The organism is Micromonospora sp. CNZ309 (assembly GCF_002846525.1).
The window spans coordinates 5,818,010-5,834,284 of sequence record NZ_PJNG01000001.1 but is presented as its reverse complement, the minus strand read 5'-3'; the positions used below and the strand labels follow the sequence as shown (position 1 = coordinate 5,834,284).

Annotated in this window: 16 protein-coding genes and 1 pseudogene; 10 read left to right on the top strand and 7 right to left on the bottom strand. The window is 73.4% G+C overall.

Features of this window, described 5'->3' with window-relative positions:
- Positions 1–221: 221 nt before the first annotated feature.
- A complete protein-coding gene (locus tag CLT72_RS24970; protein ID WP_101413847.1) occupies positions 222–818 on the bottom strand; it encodes a dihydrofolate reductase family protein in 597 nt (198 codons plus the stop codon).
- Positions 819–1,583, bottom strand: coding sequence for a TIGR03089 family protein (locus tag CLT72_RS24965; RefSeq protein ID WP_486484323.1), 765 nt, complete (start codon positions 1,581–1,583; stop codon positions 819–821). It abuts the gene before it with no gap.
- Positions 1,584–1,774: 191 nt separating this feature from the next.
- On the opposite strand from CLT72_RS24965, the gene CLT72_RS24960 reads away from it, so the two are divergent.
- Entirely contained in the window at positions 1,775–2,935 is a 1,161-nt protein-coding gene (locus CLT72_RS24960; protein ID WP_144082323.1) for a hypothetical protein, read from the top strand.
- Positions 2,936–2,976: 41 nt separating this feature from the next.
- Here CLT72_RS24960 and ligD (CLT72_RS24955) read toward each other — a convergent pair whose 3' ends face one another.
- Both ligD (CLT72_RS24955) and ligD (CLT72_RS24950) read right to left on the bottom strand, forming a co-directional pair.
- Positions 2,977–3,891, bottom strand: coding sequence for a non-homologous end-joining DNA ligase (gene ligD, locus CLT72_RS24955; RefSeq protein WP_101413845.1), 915 nt, complete (start codon positions 3,889–3,891; stop codon positions 2,977–2,979).
- Positions 3,881–4,822 carry a non-homologous end-joining DNA ligase gene (gene ligD, locus CLT72_RS24950; RefSeq protein ID WP_101415373.1) on the bottom strand — a complete coding sequence of 314 codons (942 nt, stop codon included), beginning with the start codon at positions 4,820–4,822 and terminating at the stop codon, positions 3,881–3,883. The genes ligD (CLT72_RS24955) and ligD (CLT72_RS24950) overlap by 11 nt, the downstream gene beginning before the upstream one ends.
- Positions 4,823–4,908: 86 nt before the next feature.
- Here ligD (CLT72_RS24950) and ku point away from each other — a divergent pair, with 86 nt between their 5' ends.
- The 8 genes and pseudogenes from ku to CLT72_RS24910 all read left to right on the top strand — a co-directional run bounded on the left by ku (position 4,909) and on the right by CLT72_RS24910 (position 11,417).
- A complete protein-coding gene (gene ku / locus CLT72_RS24945) occupies positions 4,909–5,922 on the top strand; it encodes a non-homologous end joining protein Ku (RefSeq protein WP_101413844.1) in 1,014 nt (337 codons plus the stop codon).
- Between the two features lie 126 nt (positions 5,923–6,048).
- Positions 6,049–6,441, top strand: a complete 393-nt coding sequence (locus CLT72_RS24940; protein WP_101413843.1) for a MerR family transcriptional regulator — start codon at positions 6,049–6,051, stop codon at positions 6,439–6,441.
- Entirely contained in the window at positions 6,411–6,758 is a 348-nt protein-coding gene (locus CLT72_RS24935; protein ID WP_101413842.1) for a thioredoxin family protein, read from the top strand. The genes CLT72_RS24940 and CLT72_RS24935 overlap by 31 nt, the downstream gene beginning before the upstream one ends.
- Positions 6,759–6,840: 82 nt before the next feature.
- Positions 6,841–7,485: a DUF4241 domain-containing protein gene (locus CLT72_RS24930; RefSeq protein WP_101413841.1), complete on the top strand. Its 645-nt coding sequence runs from the start codon at positions 6,841–6,843 to the stop codon at positions 7,483–7,485.
- A gap of 88 nt (positions 7,486–7,573) precedes the next feature.
- Positions 7,574–8,261 (top strand): annotated as a pseudogene (locus CLT72_RS24925) (FKBP-type peptidyl-prolyl cis-trans isomerase).
- Positions 8,262–8,522: 261 nt separating this feature from the next.
- Positions 8,523–9,347, top strand: a complete 825-nt coding sequence (locus CLT72_RS24920) for an SCO6745 family protein (protein ID WP_101415372.1) — start codon at positions 8,523–8,525, stop codon at positions 9,345–9,347.
- Between the two features lie 49 nt (positions 9,348–9,396).
- Positions 9,397–10,050, top strand: a complete 654-nt coding sequence (locus CLT72_RS24915; protein ID WP_101413839.1) for an HAD family hydrolase — start codon at positions 9,397–9,399, stop codon at positions 10,048–10,050.
- A 350-nt stretch (positions 10,051–10,400) separates the two neighbouring features.
- Positions 10,401–11,417: an NADPH:quinone reductase gene (locus CLT72_RS24910; protein ID WP_101413838.1), complete on the top strand. Its 1,017-nt coding sequence runs from the start codon at positions 10,401–10,403 to the stop codon at positions 11,415–11,417.
- 202 nt (positions 11,418–11,619) lie between these two features.
- On the opposite strand, the gene CLT72_RS24905 is transcribed toward CLT72_RS24910, so the two are convergent.
- Positions 11,620–13,254, bottom strand: a complete 1,635-nt coding sequence (locus CLT72_RS24905; RefSeq protein WP_199184799.1) for a fatty acid--CoA ligase — start codon at positions 13,252–13,254, stop codon at positions 11,620–11,622.
- A 98-nt stretch (positions 13,255–13,352) separates the two neighbouring features.
- Here CLT72_RS24905 and CLT72_RS24900 point away from each other — a divergent pair, with 98 nt between their 5' ends.
- A complete protein-coding gene (locus CLT72_RS24900; RefSeq protein WP_101413836.1) occupies positions 13,353–13,844 on the top strand; it encodes an NUDIX domain-containing protein in 492 nt (163 codons plus the stop codon).
- Between the two features lie 28 nt (positions 13,845–13,872).
- Here CLT72_RS24900 and CLT72_RS24895 read toward each other — a convergent pair whose 3' ends face one another.
- Both CLT72_RS24895 and CLT72_RS24890 read right to left on the bottom strand, forming a co-directional pair.
- Positions 13,873–15,540 carry an MDR family MFS transporter gene (locus CLT72_RS24895; protein ID WP_101413835.1) on the bottom strand — a complete coding sequence of 556 codons (1,668 nt, stop codon included), beginning with the start codon at positions 15,538–15,540 and terminating at the stop codon, positions 13,873–13,875.
- Between the two features lie 108 nt (positions 15,541–15,648).
- Positions 15,649–16,209, bottom strand: a complete 561-nt coding sequence (locus tag CLT72_RS24890) for a type 1 glutamine amidotransferase domain-containing protein (protein ID WP_101413834.1) — start codon at positions 16,207–16,209, stop codon at positions 15,649–15,651.
- Between the last annotated feature and the right edge of the window lie 66 nt (positions 16,210–16,275).

The window sequence follows — 16,275 nt, the reverse complement described above, 5'->3', positions numbered from 1 at the left end:
GCGGAGTCGACGCGGGGTTGCCACGACCAGGTCGATGACGTCGTCTTCCCGGTATGAGAACACGCCGATCGCGCATGCAACAGACCTGCGGAAAGGGCCTTCTCTTCCCTGTAACGCCAGGGGGCCGGGGAGCGCTGATCGAAGGTGCGCGGGGCGATCCGTGGGCCGCGCCGCGCCTGTTCGGGGCGTACCGGCGAGGCTCGTTTCGTCCTTTCGGACGGCTACGGTCGGCGGACCCGGTAGTAGAGGTGGGTGACCCGGTCGCCCTCGACGACCGTCGGGTCGGACAGCTCGACGGGGGCGTCGCGGACGTGGTCGAAGAACGGCACGCCGTCGCCGAGCAGCACCGGCACCAGGTTGACCCGGATCTCGTCGAGGAGCCCGGCCGCCAGGCACTGGCGGGCGATGCTGCCGCCGTTGACCGCGACCCAGCGCCCGCCCGCCAGCTCGCGGGCCCGCGCGACGGCGGCCTCGACGCCCCCGGTGACGAAGGTGAACGGCGCGCCCGGCCGGGGCCAGCCGTCCGGCACGTGGTGGGTGACGACCACGACCGGCTTGTCCATGGGGTGCCGGCCGTCCCAGCCGCCGACGAGGTCGAACAGTCGCCGGCCGACGACCAGGGCGCCGGTGTCGTCCAGGGTGTGCCGCAGGTGCCCGGCGCTCGCCTGCGAGGTGCGGAACGTCATCTCCGGCTTGGCGGTCGCCGTGGCGACGTCGCCGTTGCCGTACCACTGGAAGAGCCGGTCGAAGCCACTCTCGCCCGGGCCGGCGATGTAGCCGTCCAGCGACATGCTCGCCTCGGTGTAGACCCCGCCCATCTACAGCACCCGGGTGATCTGCTCGGCGGCGAGCCGGGCGTCGAGCCGGGCCGGGTCGAGGTTGGCACAGAGCACCACCGACGCGCCGACGGCCAGCGGCGCCAGCAGCCAGTAGACGGGCTGCTCGTGCTCGGCGACGTCGACCAGCAGCCGGTCGCCCGCCCGCAGGTCGAGCCGCTCCGCGACGGCCAGCGCCACGCTGCCCCACTGGCGGTAGCTCGTGCCGTCCGGGCTGGCCGCGTCGGTGCTGGTCAGCGGGGTGGACGCAGGCAGCGCGTCGGTGTGCCGGCCCACCTCGGCGAGCCAGTCCAGGTAGCCCAGGGGCCGCTCCCCGCGCGGCGTGGCGCCGAGGGAGAGCACGTAGCGGTGCCGCGCCTCGGGTACGTCCTCCAGCCAGTCGTCCAGCCGCTCCGCGCTGACGAAGAGCGCGTCGTACGGCCGGTCGGCGCCCGGTTCGAGCGACGGCAGTCCGGCGGTCGCCCGGGGCCGGAACGACACCGCCACCCCGGCCGACCAGGCGCCCAGCAGCACCGCGGCGCTCTGCCAGTGCGCCGGGAGCAGCACGGCCGCCCGGTCGCCGACGCCCAGCCCGCAGCCCTCGCGCAGCAGCCCGGCGGCCCGCGCCGCCCAGCCGCCCAGCTCCGTGGCGGTCAGGTCGACCCGCTCACCGGTCGCGTCGTCGAGGTAGGTGAGCAGCGGCCGGTCCACCTCCGCCGCCCGGCCTCCGGCCAGCGGCTCCCGGACGAGGGCATCGGTCATGTCCATGTCGTACTCCTCGGCAGGCTGCGGCCAGCCTACTGAAGTGCCAACGCGTCGGCGGGGCACCGACGCGCCCGCCCTGGACATTGACCGGCGTTGCCACACTCGGAACGCGGACGGTCCGCCGGCCGGGCCGGGAGTCGCCCCCGCGCCGTCGGGGCTGAGGGCGGCGACGTAGAGGCCAGGGAGGCTGCGTCATGCAGACGGACGAACGAGTGCCCCGACCCCGTCGAGGCAGGACGCTACGGGACGCCGTGGCGCTGGCCGTGCTGCTCGCCGGGGCGGCCCTGGCCCGGCCGGTGCCCGCCGCGGCGGAGCCGCTGCCGGACCCCAACCCCACGGTGACCGCCACGGTCTGGGCGCACTCCCCGACCACGGCCGAGTACCGCATCACCGGCGGCTACAGCGCCCACTCCGGCGACGGCGGCGTCGTCGTGCGGCGCACCGGCACCGGGGCCTACACGGTGGTGCTGGAGGGGGCGGCGACCAGCGGCGGGGTGGCGCACGCGGTGGCGTACGGGGGCGGGCCGGTCCTCTGCACGGTGGTGAGCTGGTACCGCAGCCCGATCGGCGCCCCCGACCTGCTGCTCCAGGTGCGCTGCTTCGCCGCGACCGGCAGCCCCGTGGACAGCCGCTTCGTGGTCACCTTCACCAACGTCCGGCAGGTCGGCCAGGGCCGGCTGGCGTGGTTCGTCACCGACCAGGCGCAGCCGACCGGCGTACGCACCCTGCCCGCCGCCTACCGCTACGACTCGACCGGCGGCACGATCTCCTACGAGCGCCTCGACAAGGGCCGGTACCGCTTCCTGATGAACCCGAACCCGCCCAGCGAGGGCGGGGCGACCTTCCCGATGGCGCACGTGACCGCGCTGGGCGGCACCGCCGTGCACTGCCAGCTCGATCCGCCGGACGTGTGGGTGGTGCACTGCGCGAACGCCGCCGGCAACCCGGTGGACGCCCGCTTCGTGGTCACCTACGGCTCCCGGGTGGACCTGCTGGGCCGGGCGTTCGGGCCGCGCTTCGCCAGCGGCGTGTTCTACGGCGAGGACGTACGCGACACCTGGATCGGCGGGGAGAGCTACAACTCGACGATCCCGGGCTTCGGCGGCGCGGCGGGCACGGTGCTCGGCACCGGCCGCTACCAGGTGCGTTTCGCCGGCACCGGGACCGGCTACGGCACCGCCTTCGTGAACTCCTTCGTGACCAGTCTCGATCGTCCGCCGCGCGGCTACTGCGTACTGGCCGGCTGGTCCGCGTCCGGGGCCGACACCGTCATCTCGGTCAACTGCTACGCCTGGCTGGGCGTGCCGGCCAACCTGAACGCGCGGATCTCGTACACCACCTGGCCGGCCGCCTGACGTCGCTGCCCGGCCGGCCCGCTCCCGCCGGCCGGGTGCTGTCAGGGGGCGGGCAGTTCGGGGCCGCCGTCGAGCAGCGGGGCCAGCAGGTCGCCCTGCTTCTCCACCCGCTTGAGCACCTCGCCCGCCGTGTACGGCTTCGTCGCCGGCCGCTTCCCCGCCGCGCCCGCCTCGACCTCGTCCCAGGTCAGCGGGGTGGAGACGGACGGCACGGACTGCGCCCGCAGCGAGTACGGCGACACGGTCGTCTTGGCCGCGTTGTTCTGGCTCCAGTCGATGAAGACCTTGCCGGGCCGCAGGTTCTTCGCCATCTTCGACACGATGAGCTTCGGGTGCGCCCGCTCCAACTCCTGCGCGATCCGCTTGGCGTAGGCCGAGACGTCCTCGGCGTCCTGGGTGCCGGCGACCGGGCAGCAGAGCTGCATGCCCTTCTTCCCGGACGTCTTCGGATACGCGGAGATGCCGTCGTCGGCGAGCCGGTCGCGCATCAGCAGCGCCACCTGGCAGCACTGGCGCAGCGCCGCCGGCGGACCGGGATCGAGGTCGACGACCATCATGTCGGGGTGCCCGCCGACCTTCCACTGCGGTGTGTGCAGTTCCAGCGCGGCGAGGTTCGCCAGCCAGACCAGGGTGGGCAGGTCGTCGGCGACCACGTAGTCGATGGTGTCCCGGCCCTTGCTGGACCCGGGCGCGGGCAGCGTCTCGGTGCGTACCCAGCCGGGGGTGGCGGCGGGGGCGTTCTTCTCGAAGAACGAGCCGCCCGTGACCCCGTTGGGGAAGCGGATGCGGGTGAGCGCCCGGTCGGCCAGGTGCGGCAGGAGCACCGGGGCGATCCGGGTGTAGTAGTCGATCACCTCGCCCTTGGTGAACCCGGCCTCGGGATAGAGCACCTTGTCCAGGTTGGACAGCTCCAGCGCGCGCCCCTCCACGTCCACCCGGAACCGCTCAGCCGGCATCGTCGACCTCCTCGGCGGGTTTGTCCGGCCGCAGCCGGAGCACCCGGGGGAACCGCAGTCGCCCGTCCGGGGTGCGCTGGCCGTACTTCACCTCCACCACGACCCGTGGTGTTACCCAGATCGCGCCCCGGGCATCCTCGCGCGGCACGTCCCCGGCGAACGGCGACGCCCCGCTGCGCAGCGGCTCCAGCTCGCGCAGCAGCTCCCGCTCGATGGCCGCGCCGATGCCGCCACCCACGCGCCCCCGGTAGGTGAGCCGGCCGCCCGGGCCCGGCACCCCGACCAGCAGACCGCCGATCCGGCGCGCACCGGGCCGCCAGCCGCCGACCACGAAGTCGCCGGTGACCTCCAGCTTGACCTTCATCCAGTCCGGGGAGCGCACGCCCGGCCGGTAGACCGAGTCGACCCGCTTGGCCATCACCCCCTCCAGGCCGTGCTCGCCGGCCGCCTCGTAGGTGGCCGGGCCGTCGCCGAAGACCGGCGACACCGCCCACCGGGCGCCGCCGAGCGCCAGGCCGTCCAGGGCCTCCCGCCGGCGGGCGTACGACCGGCCGGTCAGGTACTCGCCGTCGAGCCGGAGCAGGTCGAAGATCATGTACGTCACCGGGGCGACCGCCGCCAGCCGGGCGGCCTTGTTCCGGTCGCGCACGTGCATCCGCTCCGCCAGGGCCGTGAACGAGGGCTGGCCGGTCTCGCCGAGCAGCACCACCTCGCCGTCGAGCAGCGCGTCGCCCACCTGCTCGTGCAGGGTCGCCAGTTCGGGGTACGCGACGGTGATCTCCACGCCGCTGCGGGCGTACAGGTGCTGCCGGCCGCCGGAGATGTCGGCCAGCGCGCGGACGCCGTCCCACTTGAACTCGTACGCCCAGCCGGCACCCGCCGGGAGCTGCCCGGTCATCGCGAGCATCGGCTTGAGCGGCGCGCCGGGCACGTCCCGACTGTACTTGCGCACCGAAGCGCTCGCGTGGCCTTCGATCATTTGCGATCCTGGGCTGTACCGGCGAGAGGAGCACGGGGATGCGGGCCATCTGGAAGGGAGCCGTCTCGTTCGGCCTCGTCTCGATCGGGGTCAAGCTCTACTCGGCCACCGAGGAGAAGGACATCCGCTTCCACCAGGTGCACCGGGAGGACGGCGGCCGCATCCGCTACAAGCGCACCTGCCAGGTCTGCGGCGAGGAGGTCACCTACGACGACATCGCCAAGGGCTACGACATCGGCGGCGGCGAGATGGTGATCCTCACCGACGAGGACTTCGCCGAGCTGCCGCTGTCCAGCTCGCGCGCGATCGACGTGCTGGAGTTCGTGCCGGCCGAGCAGGTCGACCCGATCCTCTACAACAAGGCGTACTTCCTGGAGCCGGAGGGCACCGCCACCAAGCCGTACGTGCTGCTGCGCGACGCGCTCGCCGACTCGGAGCGGGTGGCGATCGTCAAGGTGGCGCTGCGCCAGCGGGAACAGCTCGCCACGCTGCGGGTCCGCGAGGGCGTGCTGCTGCTCAACACCATGCTGTGGCCGGACGAGATCCGCAGACCCGACTTCGGCTTCCTCGACGAGGACCTGAAGGTCCGCCCGCCGGAGCTGGCGATGGCCAGCTCGCTGATCGACTCGATGGCCGGCGAGTTCGAGCCGGACGCGTTCACCGACGACTACCGGGCGGCATTGCAGGAGGTCATCGACGCCAAGGTGGAGGGCCGCGAGGTCGTCCAGCCGGAGGAGGTCGAGGAGGCGCCGGCCGCCGCGGTGGACCTGATGGCGGCGCTGAAGGCGTCCGTGGAGCGCGCCCGCTCCGCCCGGGGCGAGGCGCCGGCCGGCGGCGGGGAGCCGACCCCGATCTCGGCCGCCCGCTCGGCGCAGAAGAAGGCCGCCGAGAAGAAGGCGGCGAAGGCCCCCGCCAGGAAGACCGCCGAGAAGAAGGCCGCGCCGAAGAAGGCCGCCGCCAGGAAGGCCGCCCCGAAGAAGGCCGCCGAGGGCGAGAAGAAGCCGGCGGCGAAGAAGGCCGCGCCGAAGAAGGCCGCCCGCAAGACCGCCTGACCCCGGTGGGTCGCGTCCCCCGTACGTCGGAGGCGTGGCGTACGCCGGAGGCGCCGCGCGGTCCGACGTTTGCCTTGACGCCGGTGGCAAGGTCTAGCGTCGGTCGGGTCGGACGAGGGAGGTCGGATGCTGATCGGTGAGCTGGCGGAACGCGCCGGCACGAGCACCCGGGCCCTGCGCTACTACGAGACGCACGGCCTTCTCCGGGCGGCCCGCTCGGCCAACGGCTACCGGGTCTACGACGAGGCGGAGCTGCCCGTCGTACGCGAGATCCGGGCCCTGCTCGCGGTGGGCTTCGGCCTGGACGACATCCGCCCGTTCGTCGCCTGCCTGCGGGCCGGCAACGCCTCCGGTCATGTCTGCCCGGACTCGGTGGCAGTGCTGCGACGCAAGCTGGCCGAGGTCGACGCCGGCATCGACCGGCTGCACGCGGTCCGCCGGGAGCTGCGCGACCAGCTAGCCCACGCCATCACCCACCGGGAGGAAACATGCTCGAGACTGCGTCGGACGGCTCGCTGACCGTCGTCACCGACGACACCTTCGCCACCGTGGTGCTCGCCGCCGACCGCCCGGTCGTGGTCGACTTCTGGGCCGACTGGTGCCCGCCGTGCCGGGCCGTCTCCCGCAGCCTCGCCGAACTCGCCAGGGAGTTCGCCGGGCGGATGGTCGTCGCCACGATCGACACCGACGCCAACCCGGCGGCCACCCGCGCGTACTCGGTGATGTCCCTGCCCACCCTCCTGGTGTTCCGCCACGGCACGGTGGTCGGCTCGATCGTCGGGTCCCGCCCCAAGCACCACCTGCGCCAGTCCCTGGCCCGGCATCTGGAGGGCTGAGCCACCGGCCGGTGTGGGCGGTCTCGCCCGCCACCGGCCACCGCGGGTACGCTCCGCCGGCCCCCGCCGCGAGAGGAACCCCATGCCGTACACCCCCGATCTGGACCGGCTGCTGACGCCCGGCGCCCGCTTCGCCGACGAGCACGCCACGTACGTCATGGAGGTGCACCCGGTGGGCGACGTCGTGCTGCCGACGGGGCGGGTGGTCGGCTGCGACCCGGTGGCCTGCCCCGAGGACGAACCGTTCACGGTCGAGGTGGCCCCCGGCCGCTACCCGGCGCGGGCGTGGGTGGCCGTGGTCCGGGGCGAGGACACCGAGGCGGACCGGCGGGTGGCCGCCCTCGAACTGGTGATCCACGACGAGCCGGCGGCCCGCTGGGAGATGGCGCTGGTCGGCGACCAGGACGTCGCGGACCTCAAGTCCGACGGCTGGTTCGGCTACGGGGTGGACACCGGCATCGGCACCCTGGCCGACCCCACCGCGCTGGCCGCCCTGGAAACGTGGGACGAGGACGCGGTGACGGACGTGTTCGTCGCGGACGAGCCGGCGGGCGGGCCGGTGCCGGGGCACGTCGCCGCGGTGCTCGACGAGACGACCGGGGCCAACGTGGTGACGGTCTGGTCCGGCTGGGGCGACGGCTGCTACGGCACCTGGATCGGGCGTACGGCCGACGGCCGGATCACCTCGTTCGTGACCGACTTCATGGTGGTGCCGGGGCCGGCGTGACCTGTGCGGTGAGGGCGGCCACCGTCGAGGGGGCGCGGTGGGCGGCCGGGCGGGTACCGTGTGCGTCGGCTTTCCCCCCGGCACTCCGATGCCGGCCACCACCTTCGCAGCAGGGAGTCGACGCCGTGAGCGAGCGTACGCAGAACCGGTCCCAGAAGTCGGAGCGGCGGCTGGCCGCCCAGTTGGCCGCCCAGAAGGCGGCCGAGGCGAAGCGCCGCCGGCAGGCCTGGGCCGGCGGGCTCGCCGGGGTCGCCGTCGTCGCGGTGCTGATCACCGTCTTCGTGACGATCGGGCGCAACAGCGACGGCGACAAGGACCAGACGGCCAGTGCCCCCTCGGCGGGCCCGTCCGCCAGCGCCCCCGCCGCCGACACGCCCCCCGCCCCGCAGCTGCCGGAGGGGGCCGACCCGGCCCTGGGCAGCAAGCCGACCGTCGCCGCTGGCAAGGGCGAGCTGAAGAAGCTCACCGTGACCCCGCTGATCAAGGGCAAGGGCCCGGCGGTGCAGAAGGGCCAGACGATCACCACGAACTACGTGGGCGTCTTCTACAAGGACGGCAAGGAGTTCGACTCGTCGTGGAGCGGCGGGCAGCCGGCGACCTTCGCCATCGGCGTCGGCCAGGTCATCCCGGGCTGGGACCAGGGCCTCGTCGGGGTGACCGTCGGCAGCCGCGTCCAGCTCGACATCCCGGCCGAGCTGGCGTACGGCAACGACGCCGCCGGCGGCCGTCCGGCCGGCCCGCTGCGCTTCGTGGTGGACGTGCTCGCGGCGCAGTGACCGTCGGTCCGCCCGTGACCGGGCCGTTCCCCCGGCCGGCCCCGTGTTCCCCCGTGACCGGGCCGTTCCCCCCTCGGTAGCGGCCCGGTTCGCCCGGGATGTCGCCCGTTGTTGATGCAGTAGCCCACATGGGGCTTCCGGCTCCTCACCCACTCGCAGTAGGTTCAGCGTCACCCCGGGCGGTCGGCCGTCCCGGGGTGACGACCGGACGCGGAGGTGCACGTGACGGCGCTGGACGACGCGGGGCGGGCCGCCCGGGTGATGTGGACGCACTACGAGCCCGTCCACGCGATCACCTACTTCCACCCCCGCGCCCGGGCCGCCTTCGAGGCGGTCGGCCTGCGGGGCTTCTGGCGCGGCTACTTCGCCGGCCGTGCCGCGCCGTTGGGGCCCGCCGAGGCCGCGCCGGTCACGGCGGCGTTCTTCAACTTCGCCCCGCACACCGTGGCGCGGGCGCTGCCGGCCGTCTGGCGGCTGGCCACCCCGGAGGAGGCGCTGCGGGCGCGGCTCACGGGCGCGGTGCAGGCGCTGGCCGAGTTGACCTACGAGCTGCCGGAGTCGCACCTGGTCGAGGCGGCCGAGCTGCTGGAGGCCGCCGCCGCCGAGGCGGAGCCGGCCGGCCGGGTGCTGGGCGCCGCCAACGCCGCCCTGCCGCGCGGCGAGTACCCGCTGGCCCGGCTCTGGCAGGCCGCCACCACGCTGCGCGAGCAGCGCGGCGACGGGCACAACGCCGCGCTGGTCGCGGCCGACCTCGACCCGGTGGAGACGCTGGCCTGGCGGGTCGCGGTCGACATCTCGCCGCTGAACCTGCTCGGGCGCGGCTGGTCGGAGGAGCAGTGGGCCGCCGCCCGCGCCCGGCTGGCCGAGCGGGGCTGGCTGACCCCCGACGGGGAGCCGACCGGGCAGGGTCGGGCCCGGTTCCAGGCGATCGAGGACGCCACCGACGCCGCCGCCGCCCGCCCGTGGCGCACGCTGGGCCCGGAGCGTACGGGTCGGCTGCGCGAACTGCTCGAACCGATCGCGCGCGCCGCGCACACCGTGATCCCCGAGGGCAACCCGATCGGCCTGCCCGCCCTGCGGACCTGACCGCCCGCCGCCGCCTGCCCGCTGCCCGCCGGTGGGGCAGGATGGGTTCGTGACGGATGCGGTGATCTTCGACCTGGACGGCGTGATCGTGGACTCCGAGCCGGTGTGGGAGGAGGTCCGGCGGGCGTACGTCGCGGCGCACGGCGGCACCTGGCAGCCCGACACGCAGCGCCGGCTGATGGGCATGAGCACCGGCGAGTGGGCCCGCTACCTCAGCGGTGAGCTGGGCGTCGACCGTAGCCCCGAGCAGGTCGCCATCGAGGTCGTCGAGGAGATGGCCCGGCGCTACGCGCAGCGCGTACCGCTGATCGACGGGGCCGACGAGGTCGTACGCCGGCTGGCCGAACGGTGGCCGCTGGGGCTGGCCAGCTCGTCGCCGACGCGGCTGATCGCGGCGGCGCTGGCCGCGACGGGCCTGACCGGGGTGTTCGGCGCCACGCTGTCGACCGAGGAGACCGAACGGGGCAAGCCGGCGCCCGATGTCTACCTGGCGGTCGCCGAGCGGCTGGGCGTCGACCCGGCCCGCTGCGCGGCCGTGGAGGACTCGTCCAACGGCGTCCGGTCGGCTGCCGCCGCCCGGATGGCGGTGGTGGCGGTGCCGCACGGGGCGTACCCGCTGGACCCGGACGCCGAGCGGCTGGCGGCCGTGGTGCTGGACGCCATCGGCGACCTGACCCCACAGGCCATCGACCGGCTCGGATAGGACCTATTTCAGAAGTGGTGCGGTCTGATCGCAGTCCTGGCGGCGTTCCGACGGCGTTCCGGCAGGCGGGAGGATCGGGCAGGCGCGCAAAGCTCGCCCCGGAACGCTGATATTTGTGCGGCATATAAATACCTGTGTGGTATCAGGCGCACGAACCACACCGTCGTCGTCGAGATCCTGCGCAGCCAGTCACGGCTCATGAGACAGACCGCAGGCCCCCTACACGCGGCCCGGGCGCGGCGCCCGGGTTGTCCGGGTTGTGGGGGGCGGGTCGGCATGAGCGGGGATCCGCCGGGTACCGCAGCCGACGGCGCCCCGCCGGGGGGCCGCCGCCGGGTGAGGAGACGGGGATGAAGGCGATCGTGTACGAGCGCACCGGCGACGCCTCGGTGCTGCAACTTCTCGACCGGCCGGTGCCGGAGCCCGGCCCCGGCGAGGTCCTGGTGCGGGTGGCCGTGTCGGGGGTGAACCCGACCGACTGGAAGGCGCGTCGGCAGGGGCCGCTGCCCGACGGCTGGCAGACGCCCGGGCAGGACGGCGCGGGAGTGATCGAGGCGGTCGGGGAGGGCGTCGACCGGGACCTGATCGGCGAGCGGGTCTGGCTGTGGGAGGCCGCGTGGCAGCGGCCGTGGGGCACCGCGGCCGAGTACACGGTGGTGCCGGTGCGGCAGGCGGTGCCCCTCGGCGACGCCTCCTTCGACCTGGGGGCCTGCCTGGGCATCCCCTTCCTCACCGCGCACCGCTGCCTGACGGCCGGCGAGTACACGCCGGACCGGCTGCACGCGGGCGCGCTCAGCGACCACACGGTGCTCGTGCAGGGCGGGGCGGGCGCGGTGGGCAACGCGGCCATCCAGCTCGCCCGGTGGGCGGACGCCTGCGTGGTCGCCACGGTCAGCAGCCCGGAGAAGGCGCAGTTGGCGGCGGCGGCCGGGGCGTCCTTCGTGATCGACTACCGGCGGCAGGACGTGGTCGAGGAGGTCCGCAAGATCGCGCCCGACGGGGTGCACACGATCGTCGAGGTCTCCGCGGCGCGCAACGCCGCCGACGACGTACGACTGCTGCGGCGTGGTGGCGCGGTCTGCGTCTACGCCGACGACGGCGGGGACGAGGTGACCCTGCCGATCCGGCCGTTGATGGCCCCGAACGCGCGGTTCCAGTTCGTGCTCGTCTACACGGAGCCGAAGGCGGCCAAGGCCCAGGCGGTGGTGGACGTGGCCGCCGCGGCGGCGCAGGGCGGAATCCGGGTGGGCGAGGAGGCCGGCCTGCCGCTGCACCACCATCCACTCTCGGCGGCCGGCGCGGCCCACCAGGCGGTGGAGAACTCGGTGGTCGGCAAGGTGCTGATCACGACCAGCGAGAGCGGGTGACGCCCCGCCACCCCGAATGCCTTCTGACCTGGGCAAATTTCCCCATAGTGGGCACGGAGGCGAACAACTTTCGCAACAATGACAGTGCGGGTCACCCGCATGGAGCGGGCGGCCCCGGCGCGGTGCGAACGCCGGGGCCGCCCCTGGGGAGGGATTTCAGGAGTGGTCCCTACCCCAACAGGCGACGATGCGCCTGAGAACGTTACGGGGCGGTCAGCTCCCGGACACTCAGTTCGCCCCCGGCGTAGCGGGAACGGACTACCTTCTTGTCGAACTTGCCGACGCTGGTCTTCGGCACCGCGTCGATGACGGCCCAGCGTTCCGGCAGCTGCCAGCGGGCCACCGACCCGGCCAGGAACTCCCGCAGCTCCTCGGCCGTCGCCGACGCCCCCTCGCGGAGCACCACCGTGGCCAGCGGCCGCTCACCCCAGCGCTCGTCGGGCACCCCCACCACGCAGGCCTCCAGCACCGCCGGGTGGGCCATCAGGGCGTTCTCCAGCTCGACCGAGGAGATCCACTCGCCGCCGGACTTGATGACGTCCTTCGCCCGGTCCGTGAGCGTGATGTAGCCGTCCGGCGAGAGGGTGCCGACGTCTCCCGTACGCAGCCAGCCGTCGCGGAACTTCTCCTCGTCGGGCACGTCGTCGCCGACGTACCGGGCGGTCACCCACGGCCCGCGTACCTCCAGCTCGCCGACGGCCGTCCCGTCGGCGGGCAGCGGCTCGCCCAGCGGGCCGACGATGCGGGCCTCGACCCCGGCCGGCACGCGGCCCTGCGTGTAGCGGTAGCGCCAGGCCTCCTCGCCGGTCGCGCCGGCCGGTGGCCGGGAGACCGAGCCCAGCGGGGACATCTCCGTCATCCCCCAGGCGTGGATGACGTCGATGCCGTGCCGCTCGGCGAACGCGTGCATCAGCGCCGGCGGGCAGGCCGAGCCGCCGACGATCACCTCCCGCAGCGAGGAGGTGTCCACGTCGTGGGCGTCCAGGTGGGCCAGCACGTCGTTCCAGATCGTCGGCACCGCGCCGGCCAGGGTGGGCCGCTCGGCGGCGATCATCTCCGCGATCGGCCCGCCCTGGAGGAACCGGTCCGGCATGATCAGCGACGCCCCGCAGAGGAAGGCCGCGTACGGCAGGCCCCAGGCCATCGCGTGGAACATCGGCACGATGGGCAGTTCCCGGTCGGTCGGGCCGAGGCCGAATCCCTCCGGCATGCAGACCTGGAGCGAGTGCAGGTAGATCGAGCGGTGCGAGTAGGCGACGCCCTTCGGGTTGCCGGTGGTCCCCGAGGTGTAGCAGAGGGCGGCGGCGTCGCGCTCGTCCACCTCGGGCCAGTCGAAGGTGTCCGGGCGCTCGGCCAGCAGCGCGTCCCAGTGGTGCACGGCGATCCGGTCGCCGGCCGCCGCCGTGAGCGGGGCCGGGTCGCCGCCGCCGACCACCACCACGTGCCGCACCGTCGTCATCTCGCCGATCACCCGGGCCAGCAGCGGGATGAGCGTCGAGTCGACCAGCACCACCCGGTCCTCGGCGTGGTTGGCGATGTAGGCGACCTGGTCCGGGAAGAGCCGGATGTTGAGGGTGTGCAGCACCGCGCCCATGCTGGGCACCGCGAAGTACGCCACCAGGTGCTCGGCGTTGTTCCACATGAAGGTGGCGACGCGCTCGTCGCCGGTGACGCCGCACTCCGCGCGCAGCGCGTGGGCCAGCCGGGCCGCCGTGCGCCCGACCTCGGCGTACGTCATCCGGCGCGGCTCGGCGCCCGTCCAGGTGACCACTTCCGCCGTGCCGTGCACGGTGGCGCCGTGGCCGAGGATCCGGGAAACCTGGAGGGGAGCGTCCATCATCGTGCTACGCATGGGTAACAAAGTAGTGTCGGCGGTCACAGGTTGGGAACCCTGGAATGCCGGTCGACCCCGAACCGGCCCCGTAAATTGTCCGGGTGAGCATCTCCTGGGCCGATTCGTACGTGGGACAACTACGCGCGCTCGCCGGTGACCGGACGCTGATGTTCGTCGGCGCCCGCGCCGTGGTCCGCGACAACGCGGGACGCCTCCTGCTGATCCAGCGCTCCGACAACGGCCAGTGGGCCCTGCCCGCCGGTGCGATGGAGCTGGGCGAGTCGATCGCCGACTGCGCCGTCCGCGAGGTACGCGAGGAGACCGGGCTACGCGCGCTGCGGGTCAGCGCCTTCGCCCTCTACACCGGCCCGGACCGCACCCACACCAACATGTACGGCCACACGTACCAGATCTTCACGACCGCGTTCCGCGTCGACGAGTGGGACGGCGAGCTTGCCCGGATCACGGACGAGACGATAGACGCGGGCTTCTTCCACCGGGCGCAGCTGCCGGCCCCGCTCTCCGCCAGCGTCGCCGAGACCCTCGCCGACCTGGACGTCTTCGAGCAGACCAACCGGCTGATCCTCAAGTAGGGCCAGCCTCGGGCGCGGGCCGGCCCGGTCAGAGCATGGTCTGGCTCTTCGCCTCCATCTCGGCGGCGGCCTCCTGCTTCGACTCCTTGGTCAGCGGCTTGCCGCCGGGTGCCGGTCCCTCGCCGCCCAGGCCGTCCGTGCCGCCCGTGGCGCCGCCCGGGCCCGCGCCGCGCAGCTTGTCGTTCGGCAGCGCCAGGGTGACCAGCACCGCCACGATCGCGATCAGGCCGGTGGTCAGGAAGACCAGGTGCAGCGACTCGACGAACGCCGCCTGGACGGCCTCGCGCACCGGCGCCGGGAGCGCCAGGATGGTCGCCGGGTCGTTCACCGAGACGTCCGCCCCGCCGCTCGCCGCCACGGCGGCCTGCTGCTGCGGCGGCAGTTGGGCGATCGCGCCCGGCATCCGGTCGGCGAGTTCCGAGGTGAGCCGCGACGACAGGACCGCGCCGAGGATGGCGACGCCGAACGAGCCGCCCAGCGACCGGAAGAACGTCGCCGACGAGGTGCCGGCACCCAGGTCCCGCATCGACACGGCGTTCTGCACGGCCAGGATCAGCGACTGCATGCAGAGCCCCAGCCCGACGCCGATCACGACCATGTAGCCGAAGGCCAGCCAGAGCGAGGTGTCCACCTCCAGCCGGGTGAACAGCAACATGCCGACCATCAGCACCGCCGCGCCGACCACCGGGAACCACTTGTAGCGCCCGATGCGGCTCATCGCCCGGCCCGTCAGCACCGAGGTGACGATGATGCCGGCCATCATCGGCAGCATCAGCAGGCCGCTGCGGGTCGGCGAGGCGCCCCGCACGATCTGGAGGTAGAGCGGGATGAAGATGATCGAGCCGAACATCACCAGGCCGAGCACGAAGCCGGCCGAGTTGGCCAGCGCGAACGTGGCGCTGCGGAACAGCCGCAGCGGCAGGATCGGCTCGGCCACCCGCGCCTCCTGGAGCACGAAGAGCACGCCGAGCACCGCGCCCGCCACGAAGAGGCCGACGATCACGCCGGAGCCCCACGCGTACTCGTTGCCGCCCCAGCTCAGCGCGAGCAGCAGGCAGCTCACCCCGGCGACCAGCAGCGCCGCGCCGATCCAGTCGATCGAGTGGTCACGCCGGGTGAACGGGATCAGCCGCAGCACCCGGGAGCACACGACGAGCGCCAGGATCCCCAGCGGCACGTTGATGTAGAAGATCCACCGCCAGTCGGTCTCGGCGAAGTAGCCGCCGACCAGCGGGCCGGCGACCGAGGAGAGGCCGAAGACCGCCCCGAACAGGCCCTGGTAGCGACCGCGTTCCCGGGGCGACACCACGTCCGAGATGATGGTGAACGCGAGCGTCATCAGGCCGCCGGCGCCGAGACCCTGGACCCCCCGGGTGACGATGAGCTGGGTCATGTCCTGCGACAGGCCGGCCAGCAGCGAGCCGAGCAGGAACGTGCCGATGGAGAAGAGGAAGACGGGGCGTCGCCCGTACAGGTCGGCCATCTTGCCGTAGAGCGGCGTCGAGGCCGTGGAGGCGAGCAGGTACGCCGTCACCACCCACGAGTAGTGGTTGATCCCGCCCAGCTCGCCGACGATGGTCGGCAGCGCGGTGCCGACGATGGTCTGATCGAGCGCGGCCAGCAGCATGCCGGTCATCAGGCCGAACATCAGCAGTCGGATCTGCCGCCCGCCGAGTGTCGGGGCTTGCGTGGTCATCCCGCCTCCTTTCCCCGCCCACCCGGGACATGCGCGAGGAACGGCGTACACCTCGTCGGTCGTGGGTCGGCGCCGTTGCGGGCCACCGATCCCACGACCGACGACCGGTCAGCGGGACGAGTGCGAGCCCTCGGCGAACTCTTCGACGATCCTGGCACAGAAGGCCGGCAGGTCGTCCGGCTTACGGCTACTGACCAGGTTGCCGTCCGTGACGACCTGCTCGTCGACCCAGGTCGCGCCGGCGTTCGTCAGGTCGGTGCGCAGGCTGGGCCAGGAGGTGACCCGGCGGCCCCGCACCACGTCCGCCTCGATGAGCGTCCACGGACCGTGGCAGATCACCGCGACCGGCTTGCCGGCGTCGAAGAACGCCCGCACGAAGCGGACCGCGTCCGGATCGGCCCGCAGGAAGTCCGGGTTCGCCACCCCGCCGGGCAGCACCAGCGCGTCGAAGCCGCCGGCGTCCGCGTCGGCCGCGGTCACGTCCACGTCGTACGTCTTGGACTGGTCCAGGTGGTTGAAGGACTGGATCGTGCCGGGCTTGAGCGAGACCAGCTCCACCGTGGCGCCGGCCTGCTCCACCGCCTCGCGGGGCTGGACGTACTCGACCTCCTCGACGCCGTCGGCGGCCAGGAACGCGATCCGCTTGCCCTGAAGTGTCGTCGCTGCCATGTCGGTGTCTCTCCTCTCCTCTCCGGGGTACCGTCCGTCCCTTCCCGGGGCCCGGTGCCCGAAACC